The organism is Spirochaeta isovalerica (assembly GCF_014207565.1).
In the GTDB taxonomy this organism is placed as follows: Bacteria; Spirochaetota; Spirochaetia; order DSM-2461; family DSM-2461; genus Spirochaeta_F; species Spirochaeta_F isovalerica.
In genome coordinates this window covers 276,067-290,588 of sequence record NZ_JACHGJ010000005.1, presented here as the reverse complement: position 1 = coordinate 290,588, position 14,522 = coordinate 276,067, and the positions used below count along the sequence as shown (strand labels likewise).

The following is a 14,522-nucleotide window of genomic DNA, read 5'->3' as shown; positions in this document are numbered from 1 at the left end:
TTTCATTGAGGAGAGGCCGTGCGTCCATTCAACAGGATTTTCCTGTCCTTTTTAACAGCCTATATAGTCCTTATTCTGGTTCCCCTGATTACGGGGATGGCCGTTAACAGTTCAATAGCATCGGATTACGAGCAATATGTCAAAGCTTCCCAGCTGACGCATCTGAAAAAGACGCAGGACGTTCTGGAAAGCTTTATCGATGATATCAAATGGTCGACTTATCAGATCGCAGGAAACACGAAACTGCTGCGGCTGATTGCCGATAGGGATCAGAAGCTTAGCGGTATGGAAAGGTCGGCGCTTATCCGTGACACGATGATCGAACTGAACGATTCTCTGCTCTACAATACATCGTTCAATTCCACCTATTATATCTACCTCAAAGACCAGGACATCATAATCACGCCCTATTCCATCTACACCCACAGCGATTTCAATGATTCGGTCAATTTTTTCAAGATGGAAAACATCAGTTCCCGCGAATGGCACACAGCCATCAGTAGCCAGTTCTACAGCGGGAGGATATTGCCGGTCCGCTCGGTTATCATCGAGGATTTTAAAAACAAGAGAATGATTCCCTATGTCCAGACCGTACCGATTGACAGAACGGGAGGAACAAAAAACATACAGGGCGCCATTGTCTATCTCATAGGCGAAGCTGATTTTATCCGGTTTCTGGAGACTGACGAACTGCCCCCCGGGGGCGTTTCATACATTGCCGACGATGATTACAATCTCATCACTCTTGTCTCCCATGCCGACGGTGATTTTTCTCCTCCGGCTCTGGCAGGAGAGGAGGGGATGATCGAGCGGACCATTGAGGGGAAAAAGATGTTTATCATCTACACGACAAGCCGGAAAAACGACTGGAAGTATGTGTCAGTTCTTCCTGAGAAATGGGTTGTGAAAAGCGTTTCCTTTTACAGACTGATCTCAATAATCCTGATGCTGCTCGCTCTGCTCGTCTGTCTGGCCGCAGCCTATTTTATCTCCAACCGATGGTCGCGCCCCCTGGTCAGCAGTTATCGCTCCATCTCCGGATACCTGAATAAGGATGTTCGGGAAATGATTTCCCTCAGAACGCTGACGAGCAATGTGAGCGAATTGATCCATCAGAGCGAGGACCTGCAGGACGAGCTGATCAGCCGTGAAGTTTTCGTTCACAACGCTTTCGTCAACAGATTGATCAACGGATTTTTCCGGGACCGGAAAGATCTGGAAAAATACCTCGATCATCTGGGATTCCGGATCTCGGAAAACTATTATTCCGTGGCTATCATTTCCCAGGGAGTGATGGAGTCGGCCGGCACGGCGCAGAGCTTCGAGGAGATTGTCAGGGTGAAAAATTTTCTGAAGACAAGGCTCCAGCAGGAATTCCCCATCAGAATCATGATCGCCGAGCAGGAAAACAGCAATCTTGTCCTTATACTCATGACCGATTCGGACAATCCGGAACAGCACGTCAGAACGGCCGGTGAATCGCTGGAAGATTTCTCCCGCTCTCTGCCCCATCTCTATTCCGATTCCCTGTTTATCGCTCTGGGGGAAACTGTGGACTCCCTTCAGAAAGTCCATCATTCCTTTATGCAGGCCCGCGATGTCCTCTCTCTCAGTTCCGATGAAACAGGTATCCGGATCATCCATTTCAGCGATGTCGATGAAAAAATGGATGATTTTTACTATCCTCTGGAGCTGGAATCGAGACTGATCAACGCTGTAAAAGCGGGAAATGAGGATATACTGATCGGACTGCTGGACACTCTGGCATTTGAGAATATGGAGAAGCGCGTTCTGGAAAGCAACAAGATGAATAATTTCCTCTACGGTCTTCTCAACAGCTGCTTCCGCATCGAAAACCAGTTGTCCGATTCTCTGGGCGATCATGTGGAAAATTTGCCGGACCGCTATACCGATGGCCCGGATTTCGAGAGCATAAGAACATTTCTGACGGAAGTGTGCCGCCATCAGAACCGCAATAAAAAGAGCCACAATGTCACGCTTGTCGATAAGGTGGCCGATTATCTGGAAAAGAACTACGGCAACAGGAACTTGAGCCTACAGGTCGTAGCGGACCACTTTTCGGTCAACGAGTCCTATCTATCCTTCTTTTTCAAGGAGCAGACCGGGACGAATTTCTCAACATATCTGGAGAAAATCAGGATCAGCAAAGCCGGAACGCTTCTGAAGGAAACCGACGAGCCGATTCATATCATAGCCGGAAAAGTGGGCTATAACAGCGATAAGACCTTCCGGAGAGTTTTTCAGAAGCACCACAACATGAGTCCCGGCGTTTACCGGGAAGCTTAGCCGCCCGCTAGATTTTTCCGTTCAGTTCATCCAGTATTTTATCCAGAGAGAGCTCGGCGGCTTTTCGCCTGTATTCTGAAAGTCCCTCTTCTATGGAAATTCCGCCGTTGATAATGCGGCTGATAATGTCGGGCTTGAGGCTGCGCTCGATTTCCAGATAATACCTGTCGTAGTTGGCCTTTCCGAATTTGATCTTCTCCTGACGGGAGTTGCTGTTAAGCGTTTCCTGTACAGGTACAATCACTTCATCAATCCTCATCGGCTGGTCCCAATCATTGATAATCTCCGTCGGCGGAACAAAGCTCTTTGTGAACAGGACTTTATAGGGATCGTTCTGATTGATCAGGAACCGGGGCTCTCCGTCGACAAAGTCCCAGTGGTACCCTTTTACGCCGTATGTGAAGAGCGTCTGAATTTCTCCCTTGTCGTACTGCCGGTCGATGAAACTGCTGAATACTTTACCCGGTTCCTCCGTATCGGAAGTGATGACCAGAAGGGGTGCGACCCTTTTTATATAGTAACCGTCATCGAGAGGCGGAATGGCAACGAGCTCAACCTCCGGTCCCGATACTTTTCCTGTTCTCTCCAGGAGGTTTCTGGCCCAATGGTTCCCCCAGTAGGTGAAAACGCCCACATCGCCGTTTATAAAGCGGTTTCGCGCCGTAAATGTTGTATTTGTCACAATGTTGGGGTCTACCAGCCCTTCCTGGTAGATCGTTTTGAGTCTTTCCAGTGCGGCAGTTGCGGCCGGTTCGGTGAAACCGTCCACCCAGGCTCCGTTTTTCCAGTAGATTTCGACCCGGCCGTCCAGCATGATCGCCCGGTTGTACCAGTCTTCGGCTCCCGAGTTGACATCGGTATACCCGCGGGTGTCGTCCAGTCCGTTTTCGTCGGGATCGTCATAGGTAAAAGCTCTCAGGACATTGTGAAACTGCTCCCATGTGCGGGGGATTTCCAGTCCCAGATTGTCCAGCCAGTCTTTCCGGATATAGGTGACGCAGCCTCCCCCGTCTCTGGCGGGAAAACCGTATATATGCCCGTCGTGGGACCGGAGATTGTCGAGAAACTCATCATCGAAATGGCTGACGTGAATGGAATTTTCGATGTATTTGTCCAGGGGAAGAGCTATTTCCCTCGATACGAGAAGCGAGAGATATTCAGGCAGTATCTCACAGAGCTCGGGGCTGTCTTTCCCGGAAAAACTGACCATGAGTTTTTCCATATACTGCTGATGGGGCGGCTGGACGATGTCGAGTTCCATGCCGGTCAGGCGGTTGAACTCCTCAATGAAGACTTTCTGTCCTTCCCAATCCTGGATGATATTATCCAGATAAGCTGTAAATCGGTAAGGCTCTTCCTTTTTGATATCGCCGGATCCGCATGCCGTGACCAGAAAAATCAATAATAGGGGAGGGATGATTCTTTTCATAAGGGACCTGTGCTTTCTCTGACGATTAATGATGTGTTTATGGAACTGAGGACCGGCACATTGCGCCCGTTCAGGATATCGAGGGTCAGCCGTGCGGCAGCCAGACCCATGGCGTCGCTCTGGCTGTCAACGGAAGTAATGGTGGGAGTCGAGCCTTCGGCATAAATCGAATTGTTGAATCCTGTCACGGCTGTCGTGCCCGGGATATCCACACCTTTCTCCTTCAGTCCTTTAATGATACCCATAGCTGTCAGGTCTTCTCCGCAGATCACCGCATCGACTTTAAAGGGGAGGTCAGTAATACGCGATGACGCATCCTGTGCAGGCTGTAATCCTTTCGGAATTTCCAGAACTCTATTCTCTGTCGCAATATCCAGATTCTCCAGAGCTTTTCTGAAACCTCTTTCCTTCCGGTTTGAACTGTAGGTCTGTCCGGGCTTGACAAAGAGAAATGATCGACGGCCGGACTCATAGAGTTTCCGGACAGCATCTTCAATGCCTTTTCCCTCTTCGCATATAACCGAATATATATTGGGACCCGAAACTTTTTCATTGACGATGATAAGTGGAACGGTTTCCGTCACTTCCCTGATAATGCCTTTCAAATGGGGATTTCTGAAGACGGAACCCACGAGGACCATGGCATCGACCTGTTTCTGCCTGAGCAGGGATATGTAATTTCTCTGATCGTCCAATTCGCCTCCGGTATTGCAGAGAATGACATTGTACTGATAAAGACTCAATTCCTGCTCGAGCGAATGAATTACTGCAGCGAAATACTGGTCACGAATATCTATGGTCAGTATTCCGATCGTCTTGCCGGGAGAGCCGGATAGCCCCCGGGCAAAGGCGCTCGGTACGTAATTCTCCTCTTTCATCAGTTTGTGTATTCGGTCCCGGGTTTTCTCGCTCACTTTGGGGCTGTTATTGAGAACCCTGGAAATGGTTGCTGTTGAAACGCCGGCTTTTTCAGCCAGTTCATAGATGGTCATGCCGTATTATAGCATCAAAATCCCGATGTGGTACCGATTACATAAAAAAAAGAACTTTATCGATAAATGAAGGGAAAGACAGCTTTTGTATCAAATATCTTGCCAAAAATAATGTAACCGCTTACAATATGATGCAAGATATTGGGGTTATCCCGGAGGTAATATGATACTGGAAAAATATTCAATTGGAACGGGCGACCGTTTCGGAAAAGAGGCATCGGCTCAGCTCAGCGCAGTCATGGAGGCGAAAAAGAAAGGGGTCGATCTGGCCATTGTCTGGAATAAATCATTCCGGGAACATGAAATCATTCACACAAAGCCACTTTCCGTCAGAGAGGCCGCCGATCGAGCTGTTGAAGTCGCTGGTTGGGATGGTGCCTATTATGTCGATGCGGATCACATAAATCTTAAATCAGTCGATCTCTTTGTCGATTCTTCCGATTTCTTCACGCTCGATGTGGCCGATTATATCGGGGAAAAAGCAACAGATGAATCTATTGAGGAGTTTGTCAAAAAGAACCGTTCCTATGCAGGCTCACTTGATATTCCCGGACTCGATGGTCCGGTTACCGTTAAAGAAGAAGATATTCGCAGCGTTGCGGAGAAATATCTCTACGCCATTCAGGAAGCGGGTAAAATCTACCGGCACCTTGTCTCGGTAAAAGGGGAGGGTCGTTTCGTAACGGAAGTGTCCATGGATGAAACGGAAAATCCTCAGACTCCCGAAGAGATGATATTTATTCTGGCAGCCATTGCCCGGGAGAGAATCCCGGCGCAGACCATCGCTCCGAAGTTTTCCGGAAGGTTCAATAAAGGCGTCGATTACGTGGGAGATCCCGATGTTTTCGGCAAAGAGTTCCGCGATGATATGGCGGTTATCGCCTGGGCTGTAGAAGAGTTCGGTATGATGCGCAACCTCAAGCTTAGCATCCATTCAGGCAGCGATAAATTCTCCATTTATCCCCATGTGCGAAAAGCCATGGAGGAAATTGGCGGAGGAATCCATATTAAAACGGCCGGCACGACCTGGCTTGAAGAGCTGATCGGGCTGGCTGAAAGCGGCGGAACGGGGTTGGAAATTGCCAAAGAGGTCTATGAGAAAGCCTTCGGACGCTATGACGAACTGGCCGCTCCCTATGCCACGGTTATCGATATAGATAAATCCCGGCTGCCTGCGCCTGTAGACGTCAATAGCTGGACTGGAAGACAGTATGCCGATGCTCTGCGCCATGATCAGAGCTGTTCCGAATATAACCTGAATTTCCGCCAGTTGCTCCACGTGGGATACAAAGTGGCATCGGAAATGGGCGAGCGCTATCTCGATGCCCTGGAAGAGCACAGGGAAGAGGTCGCCAGAAACGTTAAGGAGAATCTTCTGGACAGGCATATCGCACCGCTTTTTCTATAGTCAGCCTCTTAATCGGGAGAATCGTAGGCGATATAAATCGGTTCACAATTCTCCCTTTTCAGGCAGTAATTCCCTTCAATCCTCTTCTTTTTTAAGAGAGACATTTCTATTTCGAGGCAGAACGATTCGATTCCCTCTATGGCAAAAGATGACAGACTGGTTCCCGATCCGGACCAGTCTGTCCTGTTGCTTATTGTGCCGCTTATTATATATCCCCTTCTGCAGAAGGCCTCATATTCGACGGTATTGAGAACCCGGTTGAAACCGGTCAGTTCCGTCCTGTAGGTTATTGTGCCGCCTTCCGCGCCCCGGATCACTTCTGTTCCGGTTTTTCCCAGACGGTTGAACAGGCTCAGTGATTCATCGACAATCTCTTCGATATCGGTGATGAGCTCGCGGTCGCTAATGGCACACAGGGCTCCGCAAAGAGAAAACAGGAATAAAAGAATGATCATTCTTTTCATGCTTTAAAGGTACATTGTTAATTCCGAAATCACAAGTGTTAACCATTTTGACCCTATTCATCGACGGGAGTATAATAACTGTATGAGTCATCAATCAGATAGAGATATAGAAATATTAAAAAACCTTTTCACAGCTGTGGAATCATTTCTCACATCCGATAGGGGAATGCCCTATTCCGACCGGAAGGAACCGGAAGAGCTCAGCGAACTCCTGGAACTTGATCTCGAAAGGGGGATAGAGGATCCGGAGACCTTGAAGCACTGGGTGGAAACGTATTTCCGCTATGCCGTCAAAACCCATCACTTCGGTTTTAATAACCGTATGTGGGCCGGAGCCAATATTTCCTCTATCGTCGGAGAAATAGCCGCTGCCGTATCCCAGACCGATGCGGGCAGTTATGAAGCGGCTCCCGTTTCCGTTCTTATGGAAAAATATATGATCCGGCAGATGCTGGATCTTGCCGGCTTTTCACGGGGCGAGGGACAGATGACCACCGGATCCAGCAACGCCAATATGATTGCCATGATGTCGGCGCGAAATCTCTTATCCGATCATATGAAATCGTCCGGTCTCTTCGGACATCAAAAACTCTATGCCTTTGTCAGCAGCGATGCCCACTATTCTCTCGACAAAGCTGTCAACATTCTGGGAATCGGACTGGATCAGCTTGTGAAAATCCCTGTGGATGATCACGGGAGAATGGATCCGGTCATGCTGCAAAAAGAAATGGATCGAGTCGTTTCCAGCGGAGGAAAACCCTTTTTCGTTACGGCGACCATGGGAACCACGGTCCGCGGTGCTTATGATCCCCTGCCTGAACTGGTGAAATTGAGAGAACAATATCATTTCTGGCTCCATGCCGACGGGGCCTGGGGCGGAGCAGCCATTTTCAGTTACAGATTAAAGGAAAAATACCTTGCCGGGCTGGAACAGGCTGATTCATTTACCATGGATTTTCACAAAATGCCCGGCACATCTCTAATCTGCAATGTCCTGCTTTTTAACAATCGTCCGGGAATCATGGACTTCGTCTGCAATGTGGGAGATAAAAGTTACCTTCACCGGAAGGAGAGGGAAGGGGAAGAGTACAATCCCGGAGCGTACTCCCTCCAGTGCGGCCGGCGGGTCGATAGCCTGAAGTGGTTTCTCGACTGGAAATTCTATAAGAAAGAGGGATTTGCCGGTCGGATTGAAAAATATCACCGTCTGGCGGAACTGGGGGAACAGATTGTAAGAGAAACGGAAGAACTGGAAATGGTGGTTCCCCGTGAATCCTTCAATCTCTGCTTCCGTTATAACGCGGAAGGCGATAAAAACAGTTTCAATGAGTTGCTGAGAAAGGAACTGCACAAAAGGGGCATTACTCTGATTGCCCAGGCTTTCATAGCCGGAGACGTCTCACTCCGCCTCCTGATGACTCATAAGGATATGGAGGAGGAGCATCTCCGCGGTTTATTCAGGAAGATCGTATCAACCGGCCGTAGCCTGGACCGTCTCTCTCAATTGTGAGATCTTGTGATTCAGAATTCTGAATACGATAAAAAGTCCCAGTAGTCCTCCTGATATATTGGCGATGAGAGACGCTGTAAACACACCGCTTTCCATAAGGACCCGTGAACCGATCAAGGCCAGGGGGATATTGATAATAAAGGATTTTGTAATCGTCACTCCCGCTGAGTGGAGCGGTTTGTTCATGGCGTTCAGGCTCTGGCTGGAGATCATCAGTATTCCGAAAAAGCCATACCCCAGGCCCATTATTTTCATGTAGGCCGCTCCGGCGTTTCTCACAACCGGATCGCTGCTGAACAAACCGATAATCGATTCGGATGCGAAAAGGAAAAGGACAAAAACGATGACTCCCCACAGAAGGGAAGCCATGGCGGAAAAACGGACGCCCTCCTTAATTCTTTCAATCTTCTTCGCCCCCCAGTTCTGCCCGGCGAAAGGGGCCATAACCGTACCGAATGCGGCGGGTATGGCCATTATGAGAAATTCAAGTCGACCGGCAGCACCGAACCCGGCCACCACTTTATCACCGAATCCGGCGAGAATACGGGTCAGAACCCCCAGCGTAAGGGGATTTATGGCCTGAACCAAAGCCGCGGGCACGCCGATATAAGCGATCTGCTTCCAGTTTGAAAGAACTTCCGAATGGTGGGGTATTTCAAAAGAAAGAAGCTTTTCTCTGAGTCCCAGAATGCTTAGTGAAAAGAAAAAAGTCGTTAAGCGGGCAATGACTGTTGCCAGCGCCGCGCCGGAAATTCCCATAGCGGGAAAAGGGCCTATTCCGAAGATCATTAATGGATCCAGTATGACATTGATGAACACCGATGTCATCATAATCAGACTCGGGGTGAGCGTGTCTCCCGTCGCGCGGATGACATTGTTGCCGACCATGGGGATGACGACAAAAGGTACCCCGAAATACCAGATGGTCATGTAATCTTTAATCAGGCCGAGAGTTCTGCCTTCTGCTCCCAGGATGGAGAAGAGGGGGACTATGGTCAGAATTCCGGCCATTCCGATAATGATGACAACCAGGACAGCCAGTACCAGCCCGTCTGTTGTCAGCCTTTTGACAAGATGGTTCTTTCCGGCTCCGATCGCCCGGGAAACATTGGAGGACAGGCCCACTCCCAATCCCAGAGCAATGGAATTGAGAATCATGACTACGGGAAAAGTATAGCTCATGGCCGCCAGTTCCATGGCGCCCAGCCGACCCACGAAATAGGTGTCCACGGCGTTGAAGGCCGACATGGCGATGAAGCCGAAGAGCATGCCGGCTGCCATTTTTATCAGAATCGGGGGAATCGGGCCTTCGGTCATAATTCTTCTAGCTTTTTTCAATATTTCCTTCCTTGAGATAGTCGGCCGCGTTTTTCAACATGATCTCCATTGTTTCGAAAAACCCGTCCATCCGTTCCGGAGGAATATTCCGGCTCATCAATTGGGTCCATCTGCCGGTCCGTCTCTTGATTTCCGGCACATTCGCAAGGGCTTTTTCGCTTAATTTTACGATATAGGCTCTTTTGTCATCGGGGTTCACCGATCTCTCGACCATCCCGTTTTGCACCAGGGGGCGGATCATTTTGGAGACAGTCGCCTTGTCCACAATTAATATCCGGGCCAGTTTGTCCTGGGACAGACCTTCGGGATGTTTTGACAGAGTCAGAACGATTTTAATCTGTCCCGAGCCGTGGAGATCCAGATCGGACAGAGTCTCCTTCAGATAGATCTGTGTGTATCGGTAGAGTATGGATACGACATTGCCTACGGATTTAAAGTTAGCCATGCAACTAAAATAGCAGAGAAATAGTTGCATGGTCAACTATTTCTCTGCTTCTTATGACATCTTTTCCTTCAGTTTGAGCAGAATTCCTTCATAGGTTGTTCTGTCGATTGCATAGAGTCGGATGATGCCCATGGACAGAACTATGAAAATGACGGGTATTACCGTCAATGTGCTGAGAATGCCCCTCAGGGTCTGATCGGACTGAACCGGGATATTAGCTGCATAGCCGGACCACTGGAGAACCGAGGCCACCGTTATTCCCGCTACGGCCGTGGCCAGTTTCTGGCTGAAGCTGTAGACCGCATAGGAAATGCCCTCGGCCCTTTTGCCCGTTACCAGTTCACCGTACTCTATCGTATCGGGAATCATGGCCCAGCCGACTGTCGAAATCGCCGCGATCCCGAAACTGCTCAGAGCTCCGAAAAGGAAGATCAACGCCGTCTGATCGTAGGGGATGAAGTGAAAGATGACTGATCCGGCCACGCCTATGGCCGAACCTATCAGATATGTTCCCTTCTTATCCCATTTTTTAGTGGCCAGGGGGATCATAAGATTGGCCGCCAGCATGGAAAGCACGACAATGCCCAGAAAGAACGGGAGCATGCCGCTGTCGCCCATATTGTAGGTGACGTAGTAAATCGCCGAAGTTTCGCGGATGAATACGGCCATATTACCGATCAGAGACGCGGCGGTTACGATGAGCAGCTGCCTGTTTTTCAGAAGCAGGGGCCATATCTCGCCGAGTTTGTAGGACTCATCTTTTTTCCGGCTCTCTGATGCCGCTTTCCCCGTCAGCCTGAAACAGAGAAGAAAAAAGAAAAGGGCCAGCAGGGAGAAGATAGCCGTTACGGAGAAATAGCCCCGGGATGGTGTGGCGAATGACGATACCAGAGGCTCAGTCGCGACCGAAACGATAATGACGCCGATGAGCATGAAGATCATCCTTATGGAGGAGAGGTCTGTCCGCTCCTGGGGGATGTCGGTCAGAGAAGCGGTCAGGGAGGAGTAGGGAATATTGACCAGCGTGAAGAGCATGCCCCAGAGGATGTAGGTGCCCGCGGCATAGGCGACCTTTCCCCCCATCGGCAGATCCGGAGCGTAGAACATGGCGATGGTCGCCAGCCCCAGGGGCAGGGAGCCGTAGAGAAGGTACACTCTGGCTTTTCCGTGTTTCGATCTGGTTCTGTCCATAAGCAGGCCCATGACCGGGTCGTTTACCGCATCCCAGAGCCGGGCGATGAGAAAGATGATACCGGCCGCCATGGCCGATATGCCCAGCACGTCGGTGTAGAAAAAGAGAAGGTAGATGACTGTCATCTGAAAGAGAAGGTTCCCCGCCAGATCACCCATGCCGTAACCGATTTTAGTGGATAATTTCAATTCGCCCATAACTCACTTCCTGTATCCCGGGAGATAGCGGTCCATCATCCCCTGGGTTATTTTTTTGCCGGAGCACAGTTCTCCGTAGAAGCGGCCGCTTTCGCGGATTCTTCTCTCCTGTGTTTCGTAATCCACTTCGATGAGGCCGAAACGCGGGCCGTAGCCGTCATTCCATTCCAGATTGTCGAGCAGCGACCAGTGATAGTACCGCCTGACATCGACTCCCTCATCGAGCAGCTTACGTATCTGGGCCATATGGTCATAGATAAAACGGGCTCTTTTGGCGTCGCGGGCATCGGGAATGCCGTTTTCCGTTATGTAGACGGGGAGGCCGTACTTCTCAAAGGTTTTCCCGACCGTGCGGTACAGCCCCTCGGGGTAGATTTCCCAGCCCAGATCGTTCAGGCGATCATCAGGCAGGTTTTCCTCCACCCGGACTTCTCCGAAAAGCGTCGCCGGATTCAGGCTCGAGTGAATCAGATGGCGTGAGTAGTAATTTATGCCTATGAAATCGCAGAAAAGGCCTTTGCCCCGGGGATGGCCCGAGCCGACGGGAAAAGAGAGCCGTCCCTCGACCATGCCTTTTAAAAACAGGCTGTGGAACGAATAGTCCATGAGCTTCAGGCTCAGTCCGGCCAGAGGATTGCCGTCCCCTTTTTCGAACCATGCCAGATGAATGGCCATGCCCACTCTGGTTCCCTTCCAGCCTCTCTCCTCTCTCATGCGGTGAATCAGTTCATAGGCTTCCAGATGGGCGAGTATCAGATTCCGCGAAGCTTTGAAATAGGACCGGATATCGTCTTTATGCCCCGGCGGGTATTTCCCGTCCATATATGTGTCGTTGACAAAGACATTCGGCTCGTTGATCGTGCAGTACTCCCCGATCAGCTCTCCCAGGGTTTCCACGACTTTCGATGTGAACCGGATAAAGAATCCGACGCTTTCCGTCGAAGCCCAGGCCCCTTTGTCTTCAAACCACTGGGGGTGGGAGAAGTGGTGGAGGGTTACCAGAGGCTCTATGCCCGCCTCTTTCAGCAGGGTCAGTTCTCTGCGGTAGTGCTCTATGCCCTCGTCGGACCAGACGCTTTCATCCGGTTCGATCCGGCTCCACTCCAGGCTCATCCGGTAGATTTCCTGATTCATTTCCTTCATCAGGGCGATATCTTCTTCCACTCTATTCCAGTGGTCCGCCGCAGTGAGGGAGCTGGCTCCCCCCTCGATCTTTCCTTTCAGCGACCAGTGGTACCAGTTGCTGTTTTTATCCCCGCCTTCTATCTGGGTGGCCGCCGTGGCGCTTCCCAGAAGGAAATCCCGGGGCAATTCAATCTCTTTCATCTGTTCTCCTTCAATGCGTCGATGTACAGGCTCACCTGATGGGCGATGAGTTCCACGCCCCGGTATCCCGTCTCTCTTATGATGCGGCTGTCCCGCGCGGCCACTCTCTGGGCAAAGCTCCACAGCACATTTGATATGGTGGCAATTGTCAGGGGTATATCGATCTGGTCCCGTATGGATTTGTCGCCGATCCCCCGTTCGAGCATTTCTCTGAGCAGGTCATCGGATTCCAGAATGACGCCCTCGAATCTCTCCCTCTCCTCCTCCGATGCGACCGATTCCTTTTCCCCTTTGAAATAGAAGTCGAATTCTCCCAGGTATCTCATGACATCGAGACGGTCGGACATATATTCGATCAGTTTTCCGAGAAAGGTTTCCAGCCGGTCCAGACCGGACCCCTGAAGCCCGGAGGCGACCTCCTTCTGGTAGCTGTTCCACTCGTCGATCAGGCCGATGGTCGTCTCGAAAGCCAGGTCCTCCTTGGTGGCGAAATAGCGGTACAGGGTTCTTCTGGTCAGTCCCGCTTCCTCCGCAATATCGTCCATAATCACATCAAAGAGCCCTTTTTTCAGAAAGATCTCCCGGGCTTTCGACAATATTGTCTCTCTGGTTTTCTCTTTCTTTTCCATTATTCCCCCCTCTTCTCCATGACGATTTCAACCCCGCCGTTATGCATCATGAAGATCCTGATGCGGTTCTCCTCTCTTTCTATGGAATAGCTTCCTCTGCCGACGGATATCCGCGGCTCGAAATCTCCGGAACCGGGAATATCCAGATCCAGTACACTCGGCCGGAGAGCATCGAGATCGGGATCGGAGATCAGCTGCGCTATATACCCCTGCAGGTCGAAGCGATTCGTATCGAAGCCACCGATATTCCCGTCGAGAAAAACCTTCAGATCCCAGCTGTCGTCGGTGTAGGACCATATGGATTCATCCGTGTTCACCCGGAAATTATTTACATAGAAAACCAGCTCTCCGTCCATTTCCTCTGTCAGGGCGAAGGCTCCCGGTGAAAGTTCCCCTCCGATTTTCCATTCCTCTCCCTCAATCTCCATGGCAAAGCTTAAAAGAGAGAAACCCGCAAGGTTTATCAGATAAAAGTTCTTTTTCATGCATTCCTCAAGATTAATCTAAATGTCACAGCGTGTGACATTTAGATTAATCCGGTTTGCCCTCTTTGTCAATTCCATTTGTACCGAACAGTATATGGGCTGGTCCGGTGAAGTAAGCTATCTTTGATTTATGAAAAAGCTATTAGTTCTTATTATCGTTTTTGTGCCTTTAAATATCTTCTCTCTGCAGCTGTCGGAAGAACTGGCTGTGGGGTACTACAATGATCTGGGAGTGACTCTCGGGCTTCGCCTCGACGATTCGGAAAGCGATTTTCCACTTTTTATTCAGGTCAGATCCGGGGCGTCCTATCAATTCGAACCGGGTAATGCTGAAGAGGCGAGGAAGATATTTATAAATGACAACCAGGGCGGAAACATTCAGGAGTACGGCCTGTCTCTCATGGTCGCTCTCGACGCCGGCTGGAAGATCCCCGTCAAGGATAACCTGACCGCCGAACTGACCGTCTCGGGACTCATCAACCATTATCAGGCTCATTTTGCTTTTATCGGAAACAATGAAGCTTTTTCGGTTAAATCGACCGGATGGGGCGTCGGATTGGGAGGCGGATTGAGAATGGGCTTTTCCCGGAGCCGCACATCCATAAGCGTCAAGGCGGGGCTGGAGTTTTTCCCGAAAACCCGTATCGACGCTCACGGTACTTTTTACTACAACCCCGACGGACTCGATGACAGCCCCCGGCAGGATTATACATATGATGATGCGGACAGCGCCATCAATCAGCCGTTCTTCAGACCCTATGTCCAGGTGGGGTTCCTCTTCCCCGTTGGATCATGATCAG

General features: G+C 50.2%; 13 protein-coding genes. 4 read left to right on the top strand and 9 right to left on the bottom strand.

From position 1 onward, the window contains the following. The first annotated feature begins 18 nt into the window (after nucleotides 1–18). Nucleotides 19–2,307, top strand: a complete 2,289-nt coding sequence (locus HNR50_RS22755) for a helix-turn-helix domain-containing protein (RefSeq protein ID WP_184747461.1) — start codon at nucleotides 19–21, stop codon at nucleotides 2,305–2,307. 7 nt (nucleotides 2,308–2,314) lie between these two features. Here HNR50_RS22755 and HNR50_RS14350 read toward each other — a convergent pair whose 3' ends face one another. Both HNR50_RS14350 and HNR50_RS14345 read right to left on the bottom strand, forming a co-directional pair. Then, nucleotides 2,315–3,736: an extracellular solute-binding protein gene (locus HNR50_RS14350; RefSeq protein WP_184747460.1), complete on the bottom strand. Its 1,422-nt coding sequence runs from the start codon at nucleotides 3,734–3,736 to the stop codon at nucleotides 2,315–2,317. Continuing rightward, nucleotides 3,733–4,728 carry a LacI family DNA-binding transcriptional regulator gene (locus tag HNR50_RS14345; RefSeq protein ID WP_184747459.1) on the bottom strand — a complete coding sequence of 332 codons (996 nt, stop codon included), beginning with the start codon at nucleotides 4,726–4,728 and terminating at the stop codon, nucleotides 3,733–3,735. The genes HNR50_RS14350 and HNR50_RS14345 overlap by 4 nt, the downstream gene beginning before the upstream one ends. 163 nt (nucleotides 4,729–4,891) lie before the next feature. On the opposite strand from HNR50_RS14345, the gene HNR50_RS14340 reads away from it, so the two are divergent. Next, a complete protein-coding gene (locus HNR50_RS14340) occupies nucleotides 4,892–6,136 on the top strand; it encodes a tagaturonate epimerase family protein (protein ID WP_184747458.1) in 1,245 nt (414 codons plus the stop codon). Between the two features lie 8 nt (nucleotides 6,137–6,144). Here HNR50_RS14340 and HNR50_RS14335 read toward each other — a convergent pair whose 3' ends face one another. Further along, nucleotides 6,145–6,600, bottom strand: a complete 456-nt coding sequence (locus HNR50_RS14335) for a hypothetical protein (protein WP_184747457.1) — start codon at nucleotides 6,598–6,600, stop codon at nucleotides 6,145–6,147. A gap of 82 nt (nucleotides 6,601–6,682) precedes the next feature. Between HNR50_RS14335 and HNR50_RS14330 the strand changes: the two genes are divergently transcribed. Beyond that, nucleotides 6,683–8,110, top strand: coding sequence for a pyridoxal phosphate-dependent decarboxylase family protein (locus tag HNR50_RS14330; protein ID WP_184747456.1), 1,428 nt, complete (start codon nucleotides 6,683–6,685; stop codon nucleotides 8,108–8,110). Here the strand turns inward: HNR50_RS14330 and HNR50_RS14325 are convergent. The 6 genes from HNR50_RS14325 to HNR50_RS14300 are packed head-to-tail and all read right to left on the bottom strand — an operon-like array spanning nucleotide 8,072 to nucleotide 13,722. Beyond that, nucleotides 8,072–9,448 (bottom strand): MATE family efflux transporter, encoded by a 1,377-nt coding sequence (locus HNR50_RS14325; RefSeq protein ID WP_184747455.1) that lies wholly within the window; start codon nucleotides 9,446–9,448, stop codon nucleotides 8,072–8,074. The two genes, HNR50_RS14330 and HNR50_RS14325, sit on opposite strands and share 39 nt — an antisense overlap. Next, nucleotides 9,435–9,893, bottom strand: a complete 459-nt coding sequence (locus HNR50_RS14320) for a MarR family winged helix-turn-helix transcriptional regulator (RefSeq protein ID WP_184747454.1) — start codon at nucleotides 9,891–9,893, stop codon at nucleotides 9,435–9,437. Before HNR50_RS14320 ends, HNR50_RS14325 begins: the two co-directional genes overlap by 14 nt. Before the next feature lie 51 nt (nucleotides 9,894–9,944). Beyond that, entirely contained in the window at nucleotides 9,945–11,282 is a 1,338-nt protein-coding gene (locus tag HNR50_RS14315; RefSeq protein ID WP_184747453.1) for an MFS transporter, read from the bottom strand. A gap of 3 nt (nucleotides 11,283–11,285) precedes the next feature. Beyond that, complete coding sequence (locus HNR50_RS14310; protein WP_184747452.1) at nucleotides 11,286–12,608, bottom strand: glycoside hydrolase family 1 protein; 1,323 nt, start codon at nucleotides 12,606–12,608, stop codon at nucleotides 11,286–11,288. Further along, complete coding sequence (locus HNR50_RS14305; RefSeq protein WP_184747451.1) at nucleotides 12,605–13,237, bottom strand: TetR/AcrR family transcriptional regulator; 633 nt, start codon at nucleotides 13,235–13,237, stop codon at nucleotides 12,605–12,607. The genes HNR50_RS14310 and HNR50_RS14305 overlap by 4 nt, the downstream gene beginning before the upstream one ends. Next, a complete protein-coding gene (locus tag HNR50_RS14300; RefSeq protein WP_184747450.1) occupies nucleotides 13,237–13,722 on the bottom strand; it encodes a hypothetical protein in 486 nt (161 codons plus the stop codon). The genes HNR50_RS14305 and HNR50_RS14300 overlap by 1 nt, the downstream gene beginning before the upstream one ends. Nucleotides 13,723–13,852: 130 nt before the next feature. Here HNR50_RS14300 and HNR50_RS14295 point away from each other — a divergent pair, with 130 nt between their 5' ends. After that, on the top strand, nucleotides 13,853–14,518 hold the full coding sequence (locus HNR50_RS14295) for a hypothetical protein (protein WP_184747449.1): 666 nt from the start codon (nucleotides 13,853–13,855) through the stop codon (nucleotides 14,516–14,518). Nucleotides 14,519–14,522 lie beyond the last annotated feature (4 nt).

Bases quoted from the DNA above. Each gene is read 5' to 3' on its own strand.
- HNR50_RS14350 (WP_184747460.1), bottom strand. From the start codon at position 3,736: ATGAAAAGAATCATCCCTCCCCTATTATTGATTTTTCTGGTCACGGCA.
- HNR50_RS14345 (WP_184747459.1), bottom strand. From the start codon at position 4,728: ATGACCATCTATGAACTGGCTGAAAAAGCCGGCGTTTCAACAGCAACC.
- HNR50_RS14340 (WP_184747458.1), top strand. From the start codon at position 4,892: ATGATACTGGAAAAATATTCAATTGGAACGGGCGACCGTTTCGGAAAA.
- HNR50_RS14335 (WP_184747457.1), bottom strand. From the start codon at position 6,600: ATGAAAAGAATGATCATTCTTTTATTCCTGTTTTCTCTTTGCGGAGCC.
- HNR50_RS14330 (WP_184747456.1), top strand. From the start codon at position 6,683: ATGAGTCATCAATCAGATAGAGATATAGAAATATTAAAAAACCTTTTC.
- HNR50_RS14320 (WP_184747454.1), bottom strand. From the start codon at position 9,893: ATGGCTAACTTTAAATCCGTAGGCAATGTCGTATCCATACTCTACCGA.
- HNR50_RS14315 (WP_184747453.1), bottom strand. From the start codon at position 11,282: ATGGGCGAATTGAAATTATCCACTAAAATCGGTTACGGCATGGGTGAT.
- HNR50_RS14310 (WP_184747452.1), bottom strand. From the start codon at position 12,608: ATGAAAGAGATTGAATTGCCCCGGGATTTCCTTCTGGGAAGCGCCACG.
- HNR50_RS14305 (WP_184747451.1), bottom strand. From the start codon at position 13,237: ATGGAAAAGAAAGAGAAAACCAGAGAGACAATATTGTCGAAAGCCCGG.
- HNR50_RS14300 (WP_184747450.1), bottom strand. From the start codon at position 13,722: ATGAAAAAGAACTTTTATCTGATAAACCTTGCGGGTTTCTCTCTTTTA.
- HNR50_RS14295 (WP_184747449.1), top strand. From the start codon at position 13,853: ATGAAAAAGCTATTAGTTCTTATTATCGTTTTTGTGCCTTTAAATATC.